Origin of the sequence: Mucilaginibacter gynuensis (genome assembly GCF_039541195.1) — a bacterium.
Lineage (GTDB): Bacteria > Bacteroidota > Bacteroidia > Sphingobacteriales > Sphingobacteriaceae > Mucilaginibacter > Mucilaginibacter gynuensis.
Genome location: NZ_BAABFT010000003.1, coordinates 281,252 through 299,887 on the forward strand (window position 1 = coordinate 281,252; position 18,636 = coordinate 299,887).

9 protein-coding genes are annotated in these 18,636 nt (G+C 44.4%); 8 read left to right on the top strand and 1 reads right to left on the bottom strand.

Features of this window, described 5'->3' with window-relative positions; genetic code table 11:
* The first annotated feature begins 177 nt into the window (after window positions 1-177).
* The 5 genes from ABD894_RS07590 (at window position 178) to ABD894_RS07610 (ending at window position 9,195) form a co-directional block, all read left to right on the top strand.
* On the top strand, window positions 178-3,357 hold the full coding sequence (locus tag ABD894_RS07590; RefSeq protein WP_345210403.1) for a SusC/RagA family TonB-linked outer membrane protein: 3,180 nt from the start codon (window positions 178-180) through the stop codon (window positions 3,355-3,357).
* 19 nt (window positions 3,358-3,376) lie between these two features.
* Complete coding sequence (locus tag ABD894_RS07595; RefSeq protein WP_345210404.1) at window positions 3,377-5,356, top strand: RagB/SusD family nutrient uptake outer membrane protein; 1,980 nt, start codon at window positions 3,377-3,379, stop codon at window positions 5,354-5,356.
* 41 nt (window positions 5,357-5,397) lie between these two features.
* A complete protein-coding gene (locus ABD894_RS07600; protein WP_345210405.1) occupies window positions 5,398-6,606 on the top strand; it encodes a DUF5000 domain-containing lipoprotein in 1,209 nt (402 codons plus the stop codon).
* Window positions 6,607-6,637: 31 nt separating this feature from the next.
* Window positions 6,638-7,885 carry a DUF4998 domain-containing protein gene (locus ABD894_RS07605; protein ID WP_345210406.1) on the top strand — a complete coding sequence of 416 codons (1,248 nt, stop codon included), beginning with the start codon at window positions 6,638-6,640 and terminating at the stop codon, window positions 7,883-7,885.
* Between the two features lie 86 nt (window positions 7,886-7,971).
* Window positions 7,972-9,195 carry a hypothetical protein gene (locus ABD894_RS07610; protein ID WP_345210407.1) on the top strand — a complete coding sequence of 408 codons (1,224 nt, stop codon included), beginning with the start codon at window positions 7,972-7,974 and terminating at the stop codon, window positions 9,193-9,195.
* Between the two features lie 80 nt (window positions 9,196-9,275).
* On the opposite strand, the gene ABD894_RS07615 is transcribed toward ABD894_RS07610, so the two are convergent.
* Window positions 9,276-10,154, bottom strand: a complete 879-nt coding sequence (locus ABD894_RS07615) for an AraC family transcriptional regulator (protein WP_345210408.1) — start codon at window positions 10,152-10,154, stop codon at window positions 9,276-9,278.
* A 333-nt stretch (window positions 10,155-10,487) separates the two neighbouring features.
* Here ABD894_RS07615 and ABD894_RS07620 point away from each other — a divergent pair, with 333 nt between their 5' ends.
* From ABD894_RS07620 to ABD894_RS07630, 3 genes are all read left to right on the top strand, one after another.
* On the top strand, window positions 10,488-14,645 hold the full coding sequence (locus ABD894_RS07620) for a two-component regulator propeller domain-containing protein (protein WP_345210409.1): 4,158 nt from the start codon (window positions 10,488-10,490) through the stop codon (window positions 14,643-14,645).
* A 326-nt stretch (window positions 14,646-14,971) separates the two neighbouring features.
* Window positions 14,972-16,108, top strand: coding sequence for a glycoside hydrolase family 43 protein (locus tag ABD894_RS07625; RefSeq protein WP_345210410.1), 1,137 nt, complete (start codon window positions 14,972-14,974; stop codon window positions 16,106-16,108).
* 159 nt (window positions 16,109-16,267) lie between these two features.
* Window positions 16,268-18,427, top strand: a complete 2,160-nt coding sequence (locus tag ABD894_RS07630; protein ID WP_345210411.1) for a glycoside hydrolase family 43 protein — start codon at window positions 16,268-16,270, stop codon at window positions 18,425-18,427.
* Window positions 18,428-18,636: the final 209 nt, after the last annotated feature.

Here is an 18,636-nt window from a genome sequence, read left to right on the forward strand (position 1 = left end):
TTAATGGCTTGCGTTTTAGCATGTTATTGCTTGTATATTAAAATAAGCGTTGTATTAACACTAATTATTAAAATAAACTATCCTGATTATGGCAGAAAAACGGAGAGCATAGGCATAGCGTAAGGCATTCAAAGAAATGACCATTCCGAATCACAAAATTATTAAGAGAGACATTATATGGAAAAATTATACAAAGCATTAATTTATACTTTAAAAGTACTGCCGGCAACGGTTTTGATCATGCTCAGTTCGGCGGCAATGGCGCAAACCGTGCATGTTGAAGGTTTAGTAAAAGATAAAACCGGTCCGCTGCCGGGCGTATCAGTAATGGTAGAGGGCACAACCAACGGCCGCACTACCGACGTTAACGGTAAATACAAAATAGATATATCTAAAAGCAGTCCGTTAACATTTACATCGGTGGGGTATACCACGCAAAAAATAAACCTTAAAGATTATACACAGCTAAGCAATGGTACCTACGTTGTTGATATCGTCCTTGTGGAAAGCGAAAATTCGCTGAACGAAGTAGCGGTTGTGGCTTACGGTACTCAAAAGAAAGCCAGTTTGGTGAGTTCAATCACTACCATTAATCCTAAAATATTAAAGGGCCCATCAAGTAACTTAACTACCATGCTGGCGGGTGCAATTCCGGGTATGGTGGCTTATCAACGCAGCGGCGAGCCGGGTGCCGATAACGCGCAGTTCTTTATCAGGGGGGTAGGTACATTCGGTGCCGGTAAGGTTGATCCATTGATACTGATAGACGGTATCGAATCAACTACTTACGATCTGTCTCGTTTACAGCCGGATGATATAGCCGGTTTTTCGGTACTTAAAGACGCTACGGCTTCGTCACTATACGGTGCGCGTGGTGCCAACGGTGTTATACTGGTGGTTACCAAAAAAGGTGATCAGGGTAAGGTGAAATTCAACGTTAGGGTTGAGAATTCTATTTCGCAAAACACCAGGAACATAGCTCTTGCCGATAACATTACCTACATGACGCTCGCCAACGAGGGCGTACTTACGCGTGACGCGCTGGGCAGGCTACCTTATTCGCAAAACAAAATTGACCATACGGCCGCGGGCGATGATCCGCTGTTGTATCCTAATAACAACTGGATCGATCTGTTGATTAAAAAGCGCACTAATAACCAGCGTATCAATATGAACGCGAGCGGCGGTAGTGAAAAAGCCAAGTACTACCTGGCCATGACCTACAACATTGATAATGGTATTTTAACCGATAACAAGCTGAACGATTTTAGCAATAACATCAAATTGAGCTCGTACTCGCTGTTATCAAACACTACACTAAACCTAACCAAAACTACAGAGGTGCTGGTTAGTCTTAAAGGACAATTTGATAGTTATAGCGGACCGGTAGGCGGTGGTGCAGCGGTTTTTAACAATGCCTTGTATAGTAACCCGGTAGCATTTCCGGCCATATACCCATCAAGCTTGCTGCCTTATGCAAACCACCCGCTGTTTGGTAATGCGCCAATTGTTGAAGGCGGTAGTGCCATATTTAATAACCCTTACGCGCAGTCTTTATCAGGTTTTCAAACCTCTACCACCAGTACTTTAACAGCGCAAATAAACCTTAATCAAAATTTAGATTCGTTTACCAAAGGTTTATCAGCCAGGGTAATGGCTTATACTACCCGTTTTGCAAACTTTTTTGTAACCCGCCAATATAGCCCTTATTACTACAGATCAAACATAGTAGATGGTCAGTTTGCAGGTTTAACCCTGCTTAACGATGCTTCTCCGGGTAATCCTTTGCCTGCGCCTACTGAGTATCTTACCTATAACCAAAGACCGGAAAGTACAGGTGTTAACGCTATCTCTTATGTTGAGGCGGCTATTAATTACTCGCGCGTATTTAACGAGAAGCACAGCATTGGCGCAATGTTAATTGGTACCATGCGTCAGTTCAATACAGGTAATGCTCCCGAATTGCAATTATCGCTGCCGTCGCGCAACCAGGGCGTATCGGGCCGTTTTACCTATGGCTATGATACCCGTTACCTGGTCGAATTCAACTTTGGTTATAACGGATCGGAGCGTTTTGCCAATAATCACCGCTTTGGTTTCTTTCCTTCGGTAGGTGCCGGCTGGATCGTATCTAACGAGAAATTCTTCGCGGGGCTGCGCAACACTATTGATCAGTTAAAGTTAAGGGCAACTTATGGTTTGGTGGGTAACGATCAGATCGGTTCATCGGTAGACAGGTTCTTTTACTTGTCCCGGGTTACTCTTAACAACGGTAACAGTGGTTCATTCGGTACCAATTTCGTTGATAATCGTCCGGGAGTGGCTATCAGCCGTTATGCGAATCCTAATATTACCTGGGAAGAATCAAGGCAGCTTAACCTGGGTATGGACCTAACCGTTATGCAGAATTTTACCTTAACGCTTGATGCTTACCAGCAGCACCGCAATAACATTTTAATGGTGCGCAGTACTATACCTACCTCAATGGGTTTACAGGCCGATATATCTGCCAATGCCGGTAAGGTATTCAGTAAGGGTATTGATGTGGCTATGGATTATAAAAAGAATTTCAGCAACTCATTCTGGATCCAATCGCGCGGTACGTTCACTTACGCGGTTAACAAGGTGATTAAAAATGAAGAGCCGGAGTACAGCGATAATTTAAAATACCTGTCTCGTGTGGGTTATTCAACTAACCAGGTTTACGGTCTTATTGCCGAACGCTTATTTATTGACGATAAAGATGTGGCCAACTCACCCTTTCAGGATTTTGGCGAATACAAGGCCGGTGATATCAAATACCGCGATATGAACGGCGATGGTAAAGTAACCTCTTCGGATATTGTGCCTATAGGTTATCCGGTAGTGCCTGAAATGATCTTCGGTTTCGGTTTTTCGGTAGGGTATAAAAATTTCGATATCAGCGCGTTCTTCCAGGGCTCGGCACGGTCGGCATTTTTCATCAACCCATCTAACATAACACCATTTTACCTGAACGGCGGTTATCAGAACGGTTTACTTCAAACCATCGCCGATAGTCACTGGTCTGAAGAAAACCGCGACTCTTACGCTTTTTGGCCAAGGTTAAGCAATACCATACAAGGTAACAACGTGCAAACTTCCAGTTGGTGGATGCGTAACGGCTCATTCTTGAGGCTGAAATCGGCCGAGCTGGGTTACAATTTCCCGCAATCGCTGGCCAAGAAAATACACATCGGTAACGGCCGCTTGTATGTTAACGGTTTAAATCTCCTGTCGCTCACAAGCTTCAAATTATGGGACCCTGAAATGGGCGGATCCGGCTTGGGCTACCCAATTCAAAAGGTGTTTAACCTCGGTTTAAGGGTGGAATTGTAAACTTTTTTAAGATAGTTTTATGAAAAAGAATTTTAGTAATAACAAAATATCCGGCCGTTTACAGCAGGTAAGCGGCAAAAGCAAATGGCTGGCGTACGCGCTGTTTGTTTGCATAATAATTCCGGCTTCTTCGTGTAAAAAGTCGTTTTTAGATGTAGTGCCCGATAACGTATCAACCATTGATAACGCTTTCGTATCAAAGGCAGAAGCCGAGAAATACCTGTATACCTGCTACTCTTACCTGCCTACCAATACCGATCCTACCTACAATGTGGGGCTTACGGCCGGTGATGAGGTTTGGGTAGAAGACCCGGCAAATGCTATTCGTTCTACCAACGTATTAAGGTTGCCGCGCGGCGGACAAAGCGCATCAGACCCTATAGCTAACTTTATGAACGGCACACGCGATGCCAGCGCCAATTACAGGGCTATACGCGATTGCAATATTTTTATTGAGAACGTAAGTAACCTAAGTAAGGTGCCCGATCTGGATATTGATACCCGCGACAGGTGGATAGCTGAAGTGAAGTTTTTGAAAGCGTTTTATCATTTTGTATTGTTCAGAGCCTATGGCCCTATCCCTATTATTGATAAGAATCTGGCTATTGATGCCCCGATAGAGGAGATAAGAGTAAAACGCGAACCTGTGGATAAGGTGGTTGATTATATTGCCAACCTATATGATGAGGCTGCCGCTAAATTGCCTTTAACCATTTTAAACAAAGCCAGCGAATTAGGCCGTATCACTAAGCCTGCCGCTTTAGCTATGAAAGCTAAATTATTGGTTACTGCTGCGAGTCCGCTATTTAATGGTAACTCTGATTATGGCTCATTTAAAGATAAAAGCGGTGTGCAACTTATCAGCCCCACTTACAGTGCCGAAAAATGGAAACGTGCGGCTGATGCCTGCAAGGCGGCCATTGACTTATGTGCCGAGCAAAACATAAAACTATACAAGTTCCCTGAACCGCTGATACACCTGAGCGATACCACCATGACGCAAATGAGCATCAGAAATGCGATGAGCGAAAAATGGAATGAAGAATTGATATGGGGCCTTACGGCGAACAACAATATCAATTACAATAACTTCTTCCAGTCGATGTGTGCGGGTATGTATGATTTTGATAACCTTTCGGCCACCAAAACAGCTAACCGCCCGCTGATGGGGCCAACGCTTAAAATGGCCAAGATGTTCTATACCCAAAACGGAGTACCTATTGATGAGGATAAAACGCTTGACTTTACCAATATATCTGAATTGCGCACAGCTAAAGGCGAAGATCGCTTTAATATTAAAGAAGGCGAGGTAACGGCAAGGCTCAATTTCAACAGGGAAAACCGCTACTATGCCGACCTTGGTTTCGACCGCGGGATCTGGTATATGGAGAACAGCAAATCAAAAAGTGATGAAAATACCTTTTGGCTGATGGCCCGTGGTGCCGAGTTAAGCCAGTCGGCAACGGTACCTATAGCTGGGTTTTACATGAAAAAATGTTTGAACTGGCACTTCGAGTGGACATCGGTAACCTATACCAACTACCCATGGCCAGAAATGCGCCTGGCCGATCTGTATTTACTATACGCCGAAGCGCTTAACGAAGCCGAAGGCCCGGGTGGCGATGTGTATACCTACATTAATCGTGTGCGCGAGCGCGCCGGTTTAAAAACAGTGCAGGAAGCATGGACCACCTATAGTACCAGCCCTACAAAATATACTACCAAAGAGGGGATGCGTGCCATTATACAACGAGAGCGCGCGCTGGAGCTTTGTTTTGAAGGCGGTCGTTTTTGGGATTTGCTGCGCTGGAAAGCTGCCGGTAAAGAGTTGAACGCTAACGTTACGGGCTGGTCAATATCTGAAGATACCCCGGAGTTGTACTATCGTGAAATAAGCATATACTCAAGACAGTTTGTAGTACCGCGCGATTATTTGTGGCCTATACGAGAGAGCGATTTGCTTGTTAATCAAAACCTGGTACAAAATCCTAACTGGTAAAATGCGGCTTAATTGAGGTTTTTAACGAAAAATATAGCAAAATGAAAACAATAAAATATATACCTGTACTGGCTGCATTAACCCTGTTGATGCTGTACTCGGGCTGTAAACAGGATAGCATAAATACACCTGCCATAACCAATAAAAACCAGCCGGGGGCGGTATCAAATGTTGAAGTAGTTAATAAGAACGGGGCTGCAACGCTTACGTATTCATTACCATCGAATACCGATCTGTTATACGTAAAAGCGGTTTATGAAACAGGCCCCGGCAAAAAACGTGAGGTAATCGCATCTAACTATATCAATACCTTAACCATTGATGGCTTTGCCGATACGCTGGCTCACGAGGTGCAACTATACGCGGTTAACTCAAGCGAGGTGCTATCCGCGCCGGTAACGGTTACGGTAACGCCATTGGTGGCGCCGTTTATACTGGCTTTCCGCTCGTTAAAGGTAACACCAACTTTTGGCGGATTTAACGTGGTTTGCGCTAACCCAAGTAAGGCCGACTTAAGCATTGTACCTATGGTTGATACCGCGAATAACGGCCAACTGGTGCAACCAGCAGGTATGGAGAATATTTACGGTAAAGGATTAGAAATTAAGAAAGTACAGCGCGGGCAGCCATCGGTTGAACGTACCTATGCCTTTTTTGTACGCGACCGCTGGCTTAACCGTTCGGATACCCTGTTTGTAAAACTTACACCGTTTTACGAAGAGCGTTTTAACAAATCAGAGTGGACAACCTATACGCTGCCAGGCGATGCTACCATACTATATCCCGGTACTACCGATGTGCGTAAGATCTATGATAACGATTATACCTCGGGCTGGCCGAATACCTTGTTCACTGTTGAGGGGGTAGGTACACCGCAAATGGTAACTATCGACCTGGGTAAACAGCGCACCTTCAGCCGCTTTATCATGAATCCTTTTGTTGAATTGGGTAATGTGTATTATGTGCGTGGCAACCCTAAAGATTTTGAAATATGGGGATCAAACAGTCCTAATGTTAGCGGTGCCTTAGATGCCTCATGGACCAAAATTATGACCGTAAATATCGTAAAACCATCGGGCTCGCCTTCGGGCGTTGAAACCGCCGCCGACCAAACTTATGCCCGCGATGGCTGGGAGTTTGATTTTCCGGTAGGGGTAAGCGCTTACAGGTATATACGCATACGCAATTTGCGCAACTGGTCAAACTCTTACTTTATCAGTATGAGTGAGTTTACCTTGTTCGGTAAGTAGTTAATAGTAAATGTTTTATTTAAGTATAATTATGAAACAATATAAAATAACAGTTTGCTACCTGCTGGCATTAATAATGCTGGTGGTAGGTGCCTGTACCAAAATAGATGATTTTAAGGATAAGTTTGCAGCCGGTGGCCCGCTTACCTATCCCGGAAAAATGGATTCGGTAAAGATATATTCGGGCAAAAACAGGGTGCTTTTAAAAGGACTGTTCACCTCCGACCCGAAAATAACCAAGTATAAAGTATACTGGAGCAGTAAGCAGGATTCGGTAGAGATCCCTGTAACCAGAACCAACGGTGTTGATACCGTTAAACTGATCATCCCCAATTTACCGGAAGGCAATATGACCTTTGAGATAAGAACGTATGATAAAGACGGTCATATTTCTATCCCGGTTACGGCTACCGGTAACGTATATAGTACTTTGTATCAAAGCTCGTTAGTTAACCGGGGCGTTGCCAAGGCCGAGGTACAAGCTGATGGTTCGGCGTTAATTAACTGGGCCGATGTAAATGCCAATGCCGGGTTAATATCAATACAAATACGTTATAACGATGCCAAAAATATAGCGCACGATACTATTGTAAAATCAAGGGCTACAGAGTTTACTACCTCGCTGCCCAATTTTAAAGTGGGTAACGGCTTTAGCTATAAAACAGCTTTTAAGCCTGATTCCAGCGCTATCGATACATTTTATGTTGATTTTCAATCGCACACCGTTAAGGCCGAAATTACCAGTATTTACCTGTCAAACGCCAGCAAACCTTTTCAGCGTAACACATTTGACGGCAGGTGGGGTACATTGGCCGCGCCATGGATCACTAACGCTGCCGCTAAAAACAAAGGCGGCGTAAATGGTGGTTATAGTTCAGACGAAGGCGGCGTAATTAACTGGGAAACCTGGGGTAATACCCCTGTAGTAAACGGTATCATTTATCAGCCTACCTCGGCACCGCTTCCTGCCGGAACATACATTGTTTCGTTTGAGGCCTACTCCGAAGTGCAAAATAACTCATCCGTTTACTGTATAGCCGCCGCGGGCGGCAACGGCCTGCCAGTATTGGCCAATTTGAATACCGCTTTGGGTTATGTTGGTATGTATAACAGCATTAACGTAGGCAGCACAGGCCCAAGTACCAAAGAAACCCGAAGCTTTACATTTACACTTGCCGCGCCGCAAGTGGTATCCATTGGCTTTTTGGGCAATATAGTGGGCAATGGTAATCCTGGTAGTTACTTCCAGGTGTTTAATATTAAATTGTTCCAAAATTGATATATAAGCAACAACGCTTTAAATAAATACCTCATCACCACTACAAGCTGCATGTGTACGCATGCGGCTTGTTCACCTCCCGCTTAATGAAAACATTCACCTCCCGTGTTATATACATGAGTGTGCTTTGCTTTGCCCTAAGTTGCAGCAAAAAAGACGGTGTTATTAACCAGTCATCGTCTGGTAATAATCAGCCTGTAAAAACAACTGATAGTGTAACCGTCGCTGTTGATTCTGTTATCAGTGTCACGGCTACAACCGCCAGTGTTTATTGCAAGGTTATTGGTAAAGCCGGTAGCGCCAATGCCGAAAGAGGTTTGTGCTGGAGTCTGGCTGCTAACCCTACTATTACTGATAGCACCGTAAAAGCCTCGCTTGTACAGGGTAATGGCGGCTTTTTAGTTAATATGCTTGGTCTTAAACATGGCAGTACTTACCATGTTCGCGGTTATGTTACTAATGGAGGCAGTGTGAGTTACAGTAAAGATATTGCATTTAAAACTATGATGATGCCTGCCCCAACAGTTGTAACAGGTACCGATTTATTAGCCGGGGCGACTGCCGTATTTGTAACAGGTAAGATCACTTCGGCAGATCAGATCAAAGAATCGGGGATGCTCATCAGCGAAAACCTGCAACCGGCTGTAAGTGATATAAAGGTAACAGGCGATAAAGCCGACAAATCGCTTTTTATCCGCATTAACGATCTGAAACCCAATACCACCTATTATGTGCGTGCTTTTGCCACCAACGAAATGGATGTAACCGGTTATGGCGAAGTTGTTAAACTGACCACCATACCTAAAGGGAACCTTACCTACTATTTAAACGAAGACCCGAATGCCTCACCCACAGTTAAAGAAAACTATACCCGCATACGTGCGGCTTTAGATAAAGCGGTATACTATTACAATAATTACACTTCTATTGAAAAGAAATTGAACGTGTATTATAACCCGGGTATCCCTACCGCCGAAGGTAGTCTTTCCGGCTATATCGGTGTTGGGGCCAATGTAAGTTATCAGCGTACCGGTACCATACTCCACGAAATCGCACATACTTTAGGCGTAGGCCAGCACTGGATGTGGTGGGATGTGCTGATTCGTAATGGGGTGTATCAGGGTAAAAACGGAAACGCCGCCTTGAAATTCCTCACACGCGACCCTAATGCCGAAATACACGGTGACGGACAGCATTTTTGGCCATTCGGTGTTAATGGCGCTTTTGAAGATAGCGGCGATGAGATGCTCTACATTATAAACGTAATGCTGCTGCAAGCGATGAAAGAAGATGGCTTGCCCATTAATTAAGGCTATAACATAAATAAATGTATAAAAAACAAAGCCGCTTTCAAAATATGAAGCGGCTTTACTATTCAATATGCAGACTATCAGCTTGCCCGGCGCAATTGTACGTTGCCGCTGCTAACCATAAAATCTTTCCTGAAGTTTGATGGCGATACGCCTTTATAGCGCAAGAATTGCTTGTTAAAATTAGCCGGGGTATTGTACCCGCACCTCAAGAAAATTTCAGAGATATTTAGTTCCGATTCGATGAGTAGTTTACACGCGAAGCTTAGCCTTATCTCGTTTAAAAATTCGATATAGGTTTTTTTAACGCTCTTTTTAAAGTACTCGCAAAATGCAGGTATGCTCATGCTTACAATAGCGGCCACTTCTTGCAGGGCTATTGGCCGGGTAAATTCTTCAATGGTGAATTTGAATACCTTATCGAGCCTGTCGCGCTGCTGGCTGCAAAAGTTGTTGGTGTCGATGGTGGAGAGTAGCTGGTGCTCACTGTCGCAGGCTATGAGGTTGAGGCAGCAGCACAGGTTAATGATGCGGTCGAAGCCGGTTTGCTGTTCAAGCGCCTTTATAATGCTATAAAGCTGCGTTTTACAAGTATCGCTTACCTTGATGCCGCATTTGGCACGTTCAAACAGGTTCTTGATCTCGGCCGATTCGGGCAGGGATATAAAATCTTCGCCCCAAAAGTTCGATTTAAACTGAACCAGCACCGCGCCAGACGCGCCGCTGTCATCCTGCCTTTTAAATGTATGGGGTACATTGGCGCCTATTAAAAATACATCACCGGCTGTAAACTTGCCTGCATAATTGCCTACAAAGCAATTGCCGCCGCCCTCCAGTATCAGTATAATTTCCAATTCGTTATGATGGTGCCAGGGCACATCAAAATGCGGCGACTTTAATGTTTTGGCAAAAAACGCGGCGCCGTGTGTAATAGGCAATTTTTGTAAAACTGGTACCATACAAGTTGTTTTAGTTTAAATAATTGGTTTAAAAGAGGCATCGTAACGGCGTTGCACCCGGTGTGCAACAATCGGTTTAAAATTGGTTTATGGTATTACGATACCCGGCAACTAAATTACCCCTTGCCTTATTTTACAAAGGGGGTATAAATCTCAAATAAGGGGGATAAACTGTTAATTTAACACCGTCTTTGACTGGTTAATGCAAAAAGGTATGCCTGGTAAATTATATTTATTTAAAGATGCGGCTTAAATAAATGGTGTATATTAGCTGTTAAAGCCAATTGTCCTTTTACGCTCAACTATTAATTGCCATATAAGCCCTAAGTAAGCATGCCGTATTTTTGCCGTATTATTGTGTTTTTTACACTTATAAATAGCTGCTTACCGGTAGGTGTTTACGCGCAAAACCAGTTTTTGATTAGCAGGTTATCCATAAAGGAGGGCTTATCCAATAATTCGGTACGGTGCATTTTTAAGGATAAGAAAGGCTTTATGTGGTTTGGCACTTTTGATGGCCTCAACCGCTACGATGGGTACGATTTTAAGGTATTCCGCAATAAGTTTAATGATACCACATCGCTTCAGCACAATTACATTTATGCCATTGGCGAAGATAGCCGTCAGAATATTTGGATAGGCACCGGGCAGGGCCTGAGTATATTAGACCCGGTTTCGGGCAGCTTCAGGTGGGCGTATTACATTGATTACGTAACGCGTAAAAAGTATAAACTGCAACGCAGCATCACCCAAATTAAAAGCGACGATAAGGGCAACCTCTTTATCGGTACCAATAGTTCGGGGATGTTTATAAAACCCTTTAACAGCGATGTATGTGTTGAACTGTCCTACCAAAAGGCCAATATTAACCTGCGCGATTATACCTGCCAGGGTATCAGTATTGATGGTGATAAGCGGGTATGGATGTTCCTTTTTGATATCGGCTTGTGTTATTATGATTATACCACGGGTAAGATCAAACTTTTTGATGGTTCGATAAAAACGGTTAATACAATTGCTGCGGATAGCGAGCATAATATATGGATGGCCACTTTTAACGGACTGATCAAATATGCTATCCCCCATAAAAAAATAGTAGCCGATTACCATGCCGGGCCGGGACAGCTTTCGGGGAATAATGTGATCAGTTTGCTGGCAGGTAACAAGCATGAGCTTTATATAGGTACCGATGGAGATGGCATGAGCATACTGAACCAGGCCACAAACACCTTCAGCTATGTTAAACCGGGCGAAAACGAATGGTCGTTAGGCAGTAAGGCCGTGATGGATCTTTACCAGGATAACGAGTCGCGGATCTGGATAGCTACGTTACGGTCGGGCATTAACATTATCGATGCCCAAAAGAAGTATTTCCACACCATTAGCCACGAAAAAGGGAATAACAATAGTTTGGTAAACAACTATGTGTCCTCTTTTTGCGAACTTGACAAGAATGCCCTTTTTATAGGTACTGAAGACGGCGGCCTTTCGCTGTGGAACAGGAAGAGCAACCACTTTACCAATTTTGTACATAATGCCGCTGATGCAGGTTCACTAAGCAGCAATGTGGTTACCTGCCTGGTAAAAGATCAGCTGAATAAAGTATGGGTAGGCACATTTGCCGGCGGTATTAACCGGTATAATGCCCAAAGACGGTCGTTTGAGCATTTTGATTGTTACAATTCATCCACCCGCAAAACAGATAAGGATGTTTCATTATTGTACCGTGATAGCCGCGACAACCTTTGGGCGGGCACATTCTCTGATGGTACCTTATATAAGTTTGACCGGCGACTGCAAAAGTTTACCGTTTTCGATCAGCGCATTAGCGACCCTTACACGTTTTATGAGGACCGTAAAGGTCAGCTATGGTGTGGTACCGCCGAATATATAATCAAGCTGGATACCCTTAAAAAAGCCCATGCTTATTATAGGTTAGATAAACCCGTGCGGGCAATACACGAAGATAAGGCAGGCAACTTTTGGATAGGTACAGAAGGGGCGGGCTTGTGCCTGTTTGACAGAAGCACCGGCAAAGTGACCAAGCGTTATACCCATACCGAAGGGCTATCCAATAATGCTGTATTGAGTATCCTCGAAGATGAATCGGGTAAGTTATGGCTGAGTACCTTTCAGGGGCTCACGAGTTTCAATTATCGCGATCAAAGTATGGTTAGTTATTACGAAGGGGATGGCTTGCAAAGCAACCAGTTCTCTTTCGGCGCGGCCTTACCGTTGGGCTCGGGCGAACTGGCTTTTGGCGGTATTAATGGCTTTAACATTTTTTATCCGGATAGTATTGTCACCCGTAATTATATGCCTGCCGTTGCGTTCACCAATATCAACGTTAATAATAAAAAAATTAGCGATGCCAATACCATTGTAAATAATAATGGCGCGCGCAATATTGTAGGTTTAAGGGTGCCTTATAACGAGGCGGTGCTGTCATTTTCGTTTGCCGGGTTAGAGTACTCATCGCCTGATCATATCAAGTATGCCTATTATCTCGAAGGCTGGGACAAAAACTGGATACAGGCAGGTAACCAGCGTACCATCAACTATAATAACATCCCCGAAGGCAATTACCGGTTACATGTACGCAGCACCAATGCCTTAGGGAAATGGAGCACTAAAGAAACCACGCTGAAACTTATTATTTTACCGCCATGGTTCCGGAGCTGGTGGGCATATCTGCTGTATGTTAGCGCCGGGGCGGGGGTGATCTTCGCGTTCATCAGGTACAAAACCAACCAGGCTAAGCTTAAATATCAAATTAAGATAGAACGGATAAACAGCGAAAAGGAGCATGAACTGAATTTACGAAAGACCTCGTTTTTCACCCACGTGTCGCACGAGTTCCGTACGCCGCTGATGCTCATTATTAATCCCTTGCAGGAAGTGCTGGCGAGGGTGAACCGGCAAACCAACGCCGAGCTTGATATAGTTTACCGTAATGCCCGCCGCCTGCTTAGCCTTATCGATCAGTTATTGCTTTTCAATAAAACCGAAAATGACGGCACCGATCTGCATCTGAGCCGCATCAACTTTTACGCGCTGTGCAAATTAACCTACGAAAACTTTGTTTACCAAGCCCGCAACAAGCATGTACAGTACGAATTTGAGGCCAACAGTGAGGCTGTATTTATTTACGGCGATAAAGCCAAGCTGGAGGTGATACTGTATAACCTGCTATCAAACGCGTTTAAGTTTACAAAGGCCGATGGCAAGATCGTGTTTAAGCTAACTGAATCGGCGGAGCGTATCGAAGTATCCGTTTACGATAACGGGGCAGGCATTGCGCCCGAGGTTGGCGATCATTTGTTCGAGAAGTTTTACCGTTCGCCCGGCCAGGAATCGGCACAGAAAGCGGGCTTTGGTATCGGTTTGTATTTGGTGCACCAGTTTGTGCAATTGCATAAAGCCGAAATAAATTATAAAAGCAGCGCGGAGGCCGGGACTACTTTTTACCTGAGTTTCAGGCAGGGCATGTCGCACTTTGAGGGGATGCCTGTAGCCGCCGAGGTTGACGATGAATGCATCCTTTTAACCGAACTGGCAGGCGAGCAAGAGCTGGTATTGAATAATATTGATCGTTTAGTTAAAGCAGATGTAGCAGAGGTGCAAAATAATGCGGTAAGGACTAATGACACATCACCCGAGCTGACCGGCCAAATGGCATCTGCCCAAAAAACAATGCTGGTGATCGACGACCATCCTGATATGCGAGCATATATCAGCCAGATATTTAAAGATCAGTTTATTATTATTGAAGCATCCGACGGTAACGAGGGCGTGCAAAAGGCTAAGGAGTATATCCCCGATATTATTATCAGCGATATTATGATGGATGGAAAGGACGGGCTCGAACTGTGTAAGGACATCCGCGAGAACCCTTCCCTGACACATATTCCGCTTATTTTGATCACGGCTAATTCATCGGCAGCTATCAAGCTTAGCGGCATTAAAGGCGGTGCCGACGATTATTTTACCAAGCCTTTTGATAAGGATCTGCTAACAGCCCGTATAGCTACTTTGCTCAATAATCGTAACAATCTGCAAAACTACTTCTACAAAAAAGTAACGCTAAACGAGCAGAATGTAAAGATATCCGAAGATGAAAAGCTGTTTATTGACAGGTGCATCGCCATTATAGAAAACCGTTTGGATGATGACGATTTTACTATTGATGAGTTGGCCAAGGAGATAAACATGAGCCGCTCCAACCTTTTCAAGAAGATAAAGGCGGTATCCAGCCTGTCGCCAAACATATTTGTAAAGTACGTACGCTTGAGGCATGCCGCCGAACTGTTCATCAACACTACCCATAATGTAAACGAGGTAGCGGCTATTGTGGGCTTTAAGGATATTAAGTATTTCAGGGCACAGTTTTTTCAACTGTTCGGTCTTAACCCGTCAGATTACATTAAAAAATACCGGGATCTTTTTTCGAAGAAACTCTCCTTGAATCCCGGTCTTAAAAAAAGCAGGTAGCGGTGTTGCGTCGCGATGATTGGTTTTCGGCCTGTTTGAGCCGATAATGCCGCTTATCAGTTAATATAGTTTATAATCTTGATAAAAAAATGGTGGTAATAAATACACTTATTATCTAAACTTGCTTGTACTAAAAGTTTTTTAAAAAAAGGAAATAGAACGTCATTGCGAGGGACGAAGCAATCACGTAGTTGTACAAAGCATACTTAAAGAGCTACGAGATTGCTTCGTACCTCGCAATGACAAGTTTTTAGATTTTATTGCTACACAACATTCTTTAATTCAAAACTATACAGCATGCTTCAGCCTGCAATGAACGCATAATAATGAGCAAAATAAAAACCCACCTGTTACTAATCATATTACTGGCCACCGCCATGCTGCAACAAGCCGCGGCGCAAACCGAAAATGCTATCAGCGAATTTAAACCCGGTGCCGTATGGTACGATAAAAAGGGCGTAGCTATTAACGCGCATGGTGGCGGCATACTCTATAAAAACGGATTGTACTATTGGTTTGGTGAGCACAAGGTTGAAGGCTCGGCCGGTAATACCTCTATGGTAGGTGTGCATTGCTACTCATCTGCCGATTTGTATAACTGGAAGGATGAAGGCATAGCACTGGCCATGTCCGATGATCCGCAAAGCGATATTGTGAAAGGCTGTGTATTGGAGCGCCCGAAGGTGGTGTACAACAAAAAGACCAAAAAGTATGTAATGTGGTTCCACCTGGAGCTGAAAGGTAAGGGCTACAGCGCGGCCCGTGCAGCTGTTGCCGTAAGCGATAAGGTAACCGGGCCATATCAGTTTATAAAAAGCTACCGCCCTAATGCAGGCAAAATGCCTTTCTATCCGCAAGGTACGCCCGAAGCTGAAAAGGTAAACTGTGCTGCCGTGGCAGATAACGACAAGTTTTTTTGCCGCGATCTTGAGGGCGGACAAATGGCTCGCGACATGACCATTTTTGTTGATGACGATGGCAAGGCCTACCACGTATTCTCATCCGAAGAAAATTATACCCTGCATGTGGCCGAGCTTACTGCCGACTATACAGGCCATACCGGCAAATATTCGCGCGTATTTATTGGCAAACAAACCGAAGCCCCGGCGCTTTTTAAGAGGAACGGCATTTATTATATGATAGGTTCGGGCTGTACAGGCTGGGCGCCTAACGCGGCACGATGGTTCACGGCTAAGTCCATTTTTGGTCCGTGGGAATACCATGGCAACCCATGCGAAGGACCTAAAAAAGAGATCACCTTTGGCGGGCAAAGCACCCATGTGCTACCCATAGCAGGTAAAAAGGACGCCTTTATATTTATGGCCGATAAATGGGTGCCCGATAACGCCATTGACGGCCGGTATTTATGGCTGCCCATTACCTTTAAAGGCGATGATATATCTATTGTCTGGAAAGATAGCTGGAGACTGAACGATAAAAGCAATTTCAGTTTGGGTAATTAAACCCTATCGTATCCTGAATTAAGAAAACAAGGGAGGGCGTATGCCGAATGGTTAATTAACCCCTGTTGATTTACATATTTGTCCCCCATGCTTATTGATAAATTGGCGGATATTGCAACGTTTGATAAACTTGATCGATTAAAACGAAAATACAATTTAATGAGTTTCTCTATAAAGAAATGTACTTTGCCGGCATTGCTGGTGCTTTTAGCGCCGCTTTTTACTAATGCGCAAAAGCAGCCGTCGGCACAAAAATATACCGGCTATTTGTTCACCTATTTTACCGGTAACGATAAGGCTGATGAATCGATTCGCTTTGCTTTAAGTAACGATGGTTATAACTACAGGGCCTTAAACGGCGATAAGCCTGTGGTGAGTTCAGAAAAGATAAGCTCTACAGGCGGCGTGCGCGATCCGCATATTTTGCGTGGCGTCGATGGCAAAACATTTTACATGGTAGCTACCGATATGGTATCCGGCAAAGGCTGGAACTCCAACCGGGCTATGGTGCTGCTAAAATCGACCGATTTGATCAACTGGACATCGGCCATTGTTAATATTCAAAAAAGGTTTCCGGGGAATGATAACTTGCTGCGTGTATGGGCGCCGCAGACCATTTATGATGATAAGGCCGGTAAATACATGGTTTACTTCTCCCTTAAAAATGGCGACGATCCGGATAAAATTTATTACGCTTACGCCAATGCCGATTTTACCGATCTGGAAACTACACCGAAACAACTCTTTATCAGCCCAACCAACGGCGCTTGTATTGATGGCGATATTATTTTAAAGGATGGTAAGTATCACCTGTTCTTTAAAACAGAAGGTTCGGGTGCCGGGATAAAGGTTGCCGTATCAGATAAGCTGACTGAGGGTTACGTATTACAGGATAAATACGTGCAGCAAACCACCGACCCGGTTGAGGGCGCAGGTGTTTTTAAGCTGAACAATGGCGAAGGGTATATTTTAATGTATGATGTGTATACCAAGGGCCGCTACCAGTTCACCAAAACTACCGATCTGAAGAATTTCGCGGTGGTTGACCAAAACGTATCCATGAACTTTCACCCGCGCCATGGTACCGTTATGCCGGTTACCGCTGCCGAGATGGCTCGCCTTACAGAAAAATGGGGCGTGGCCGATGATGCCATTACCTGGGCAAACGCCAACGCCATTAAAAAGCAGAATGTTGTTTTTGATACCGCGGGCAAAAAGCTCTACCTGCCGGTTAAACCGGGTACAGCGTTACGCTCGTTCGATCCACAGTTTATACAATTCCCGGGGACAAGCATCATCCCTAAAGCTGCGAATTTTACAACAGGCACGGTAAAATATACAGTCGCTATAAAAGGGCAGGTGGCACAGCAATATGAAGTAACAGCCAGGGAAGTGCACAACCCGGTACTGGATGGCTACTATGCCGATCCGGATATTTTATATGCGGAAAAGACCGGCAAGTTCTACATTTACCCTACCAGCGATGGCTTTACCAATTGGGCGGGTACCTATTTCAAAACCTTTTCATCGGCAGATCTGGTTAACTGGAAGGACGAAGGTGTAATACTTGATTTACCGAAAGATGTAAGCTGGGGCAAACGTAATGCCTGGGCGCCTTGTATTGTAGAGAAGAAGATAAACGGTAAGTACAAGTACTTTTACTATTTCACTGCGGCACAAAAAATAGGGGTGGCCGTGGCCGATAATCCAACCGGGCCTTTTATTGACCTGGGTAAGCCACTGATTGATAAGAACCCCGAGGGTAAAGGCGGTCAGGTGATTGACCCCGATGTATTTACCGACCCTAAAACAGGTAAAAGCTATCTCTATTGGGGTAACGGGTACATGGCCGGTGCCGAATTGAACGACGATATGGTATCCCTAAAAACGGAAACCACTACCATACTAACGCCCAATGATACCTTTAGGGAAGGTACACACGTGTTATACCGCAAGGGCACCTATTACTTTATGTGGAGCGAAGATGATACCCGCAGCAAGAACTATCGGGTACGCTATGGCACTGCCACATCTCCGTTAGGGAAAATAATAGTACCCGCAAACAACCTCGTGATAGCTAAAAATAAGGCCACAGGTATTTACGCCACCGGCCACAACTCTACCATACAAGTACCGGGTACTGATGATTGGTATATTATTTACCATCGTTTTGCCTACCCTAATGGTATTCACATGGGGCAGGCGGCAGGCTATAACCGCGAGGTTTGTATCGATAAGCTGGAGTTTAATGCCGACGGTACTATCAAACAAACCATCCCTACACACGAGGGAATCAAACCTGTCCGGGTGAAGAAATAGGCGAAATATTGATTCAACCAATGTTCTTACTTGCGCTCATTTGTAATGAGTGCTTAACCTGGGTTGGCGATTGCATCGCCACCGGCATTACAAATGCCCACCCATATTAAGCACTGATCGGAGATCAGCACAAGTGGTAAGATTTCTACGTACTTGCACTCATTATAAATGAGCGTAAGTGAAAGTGCTTAACTTATATATCTTTGCCA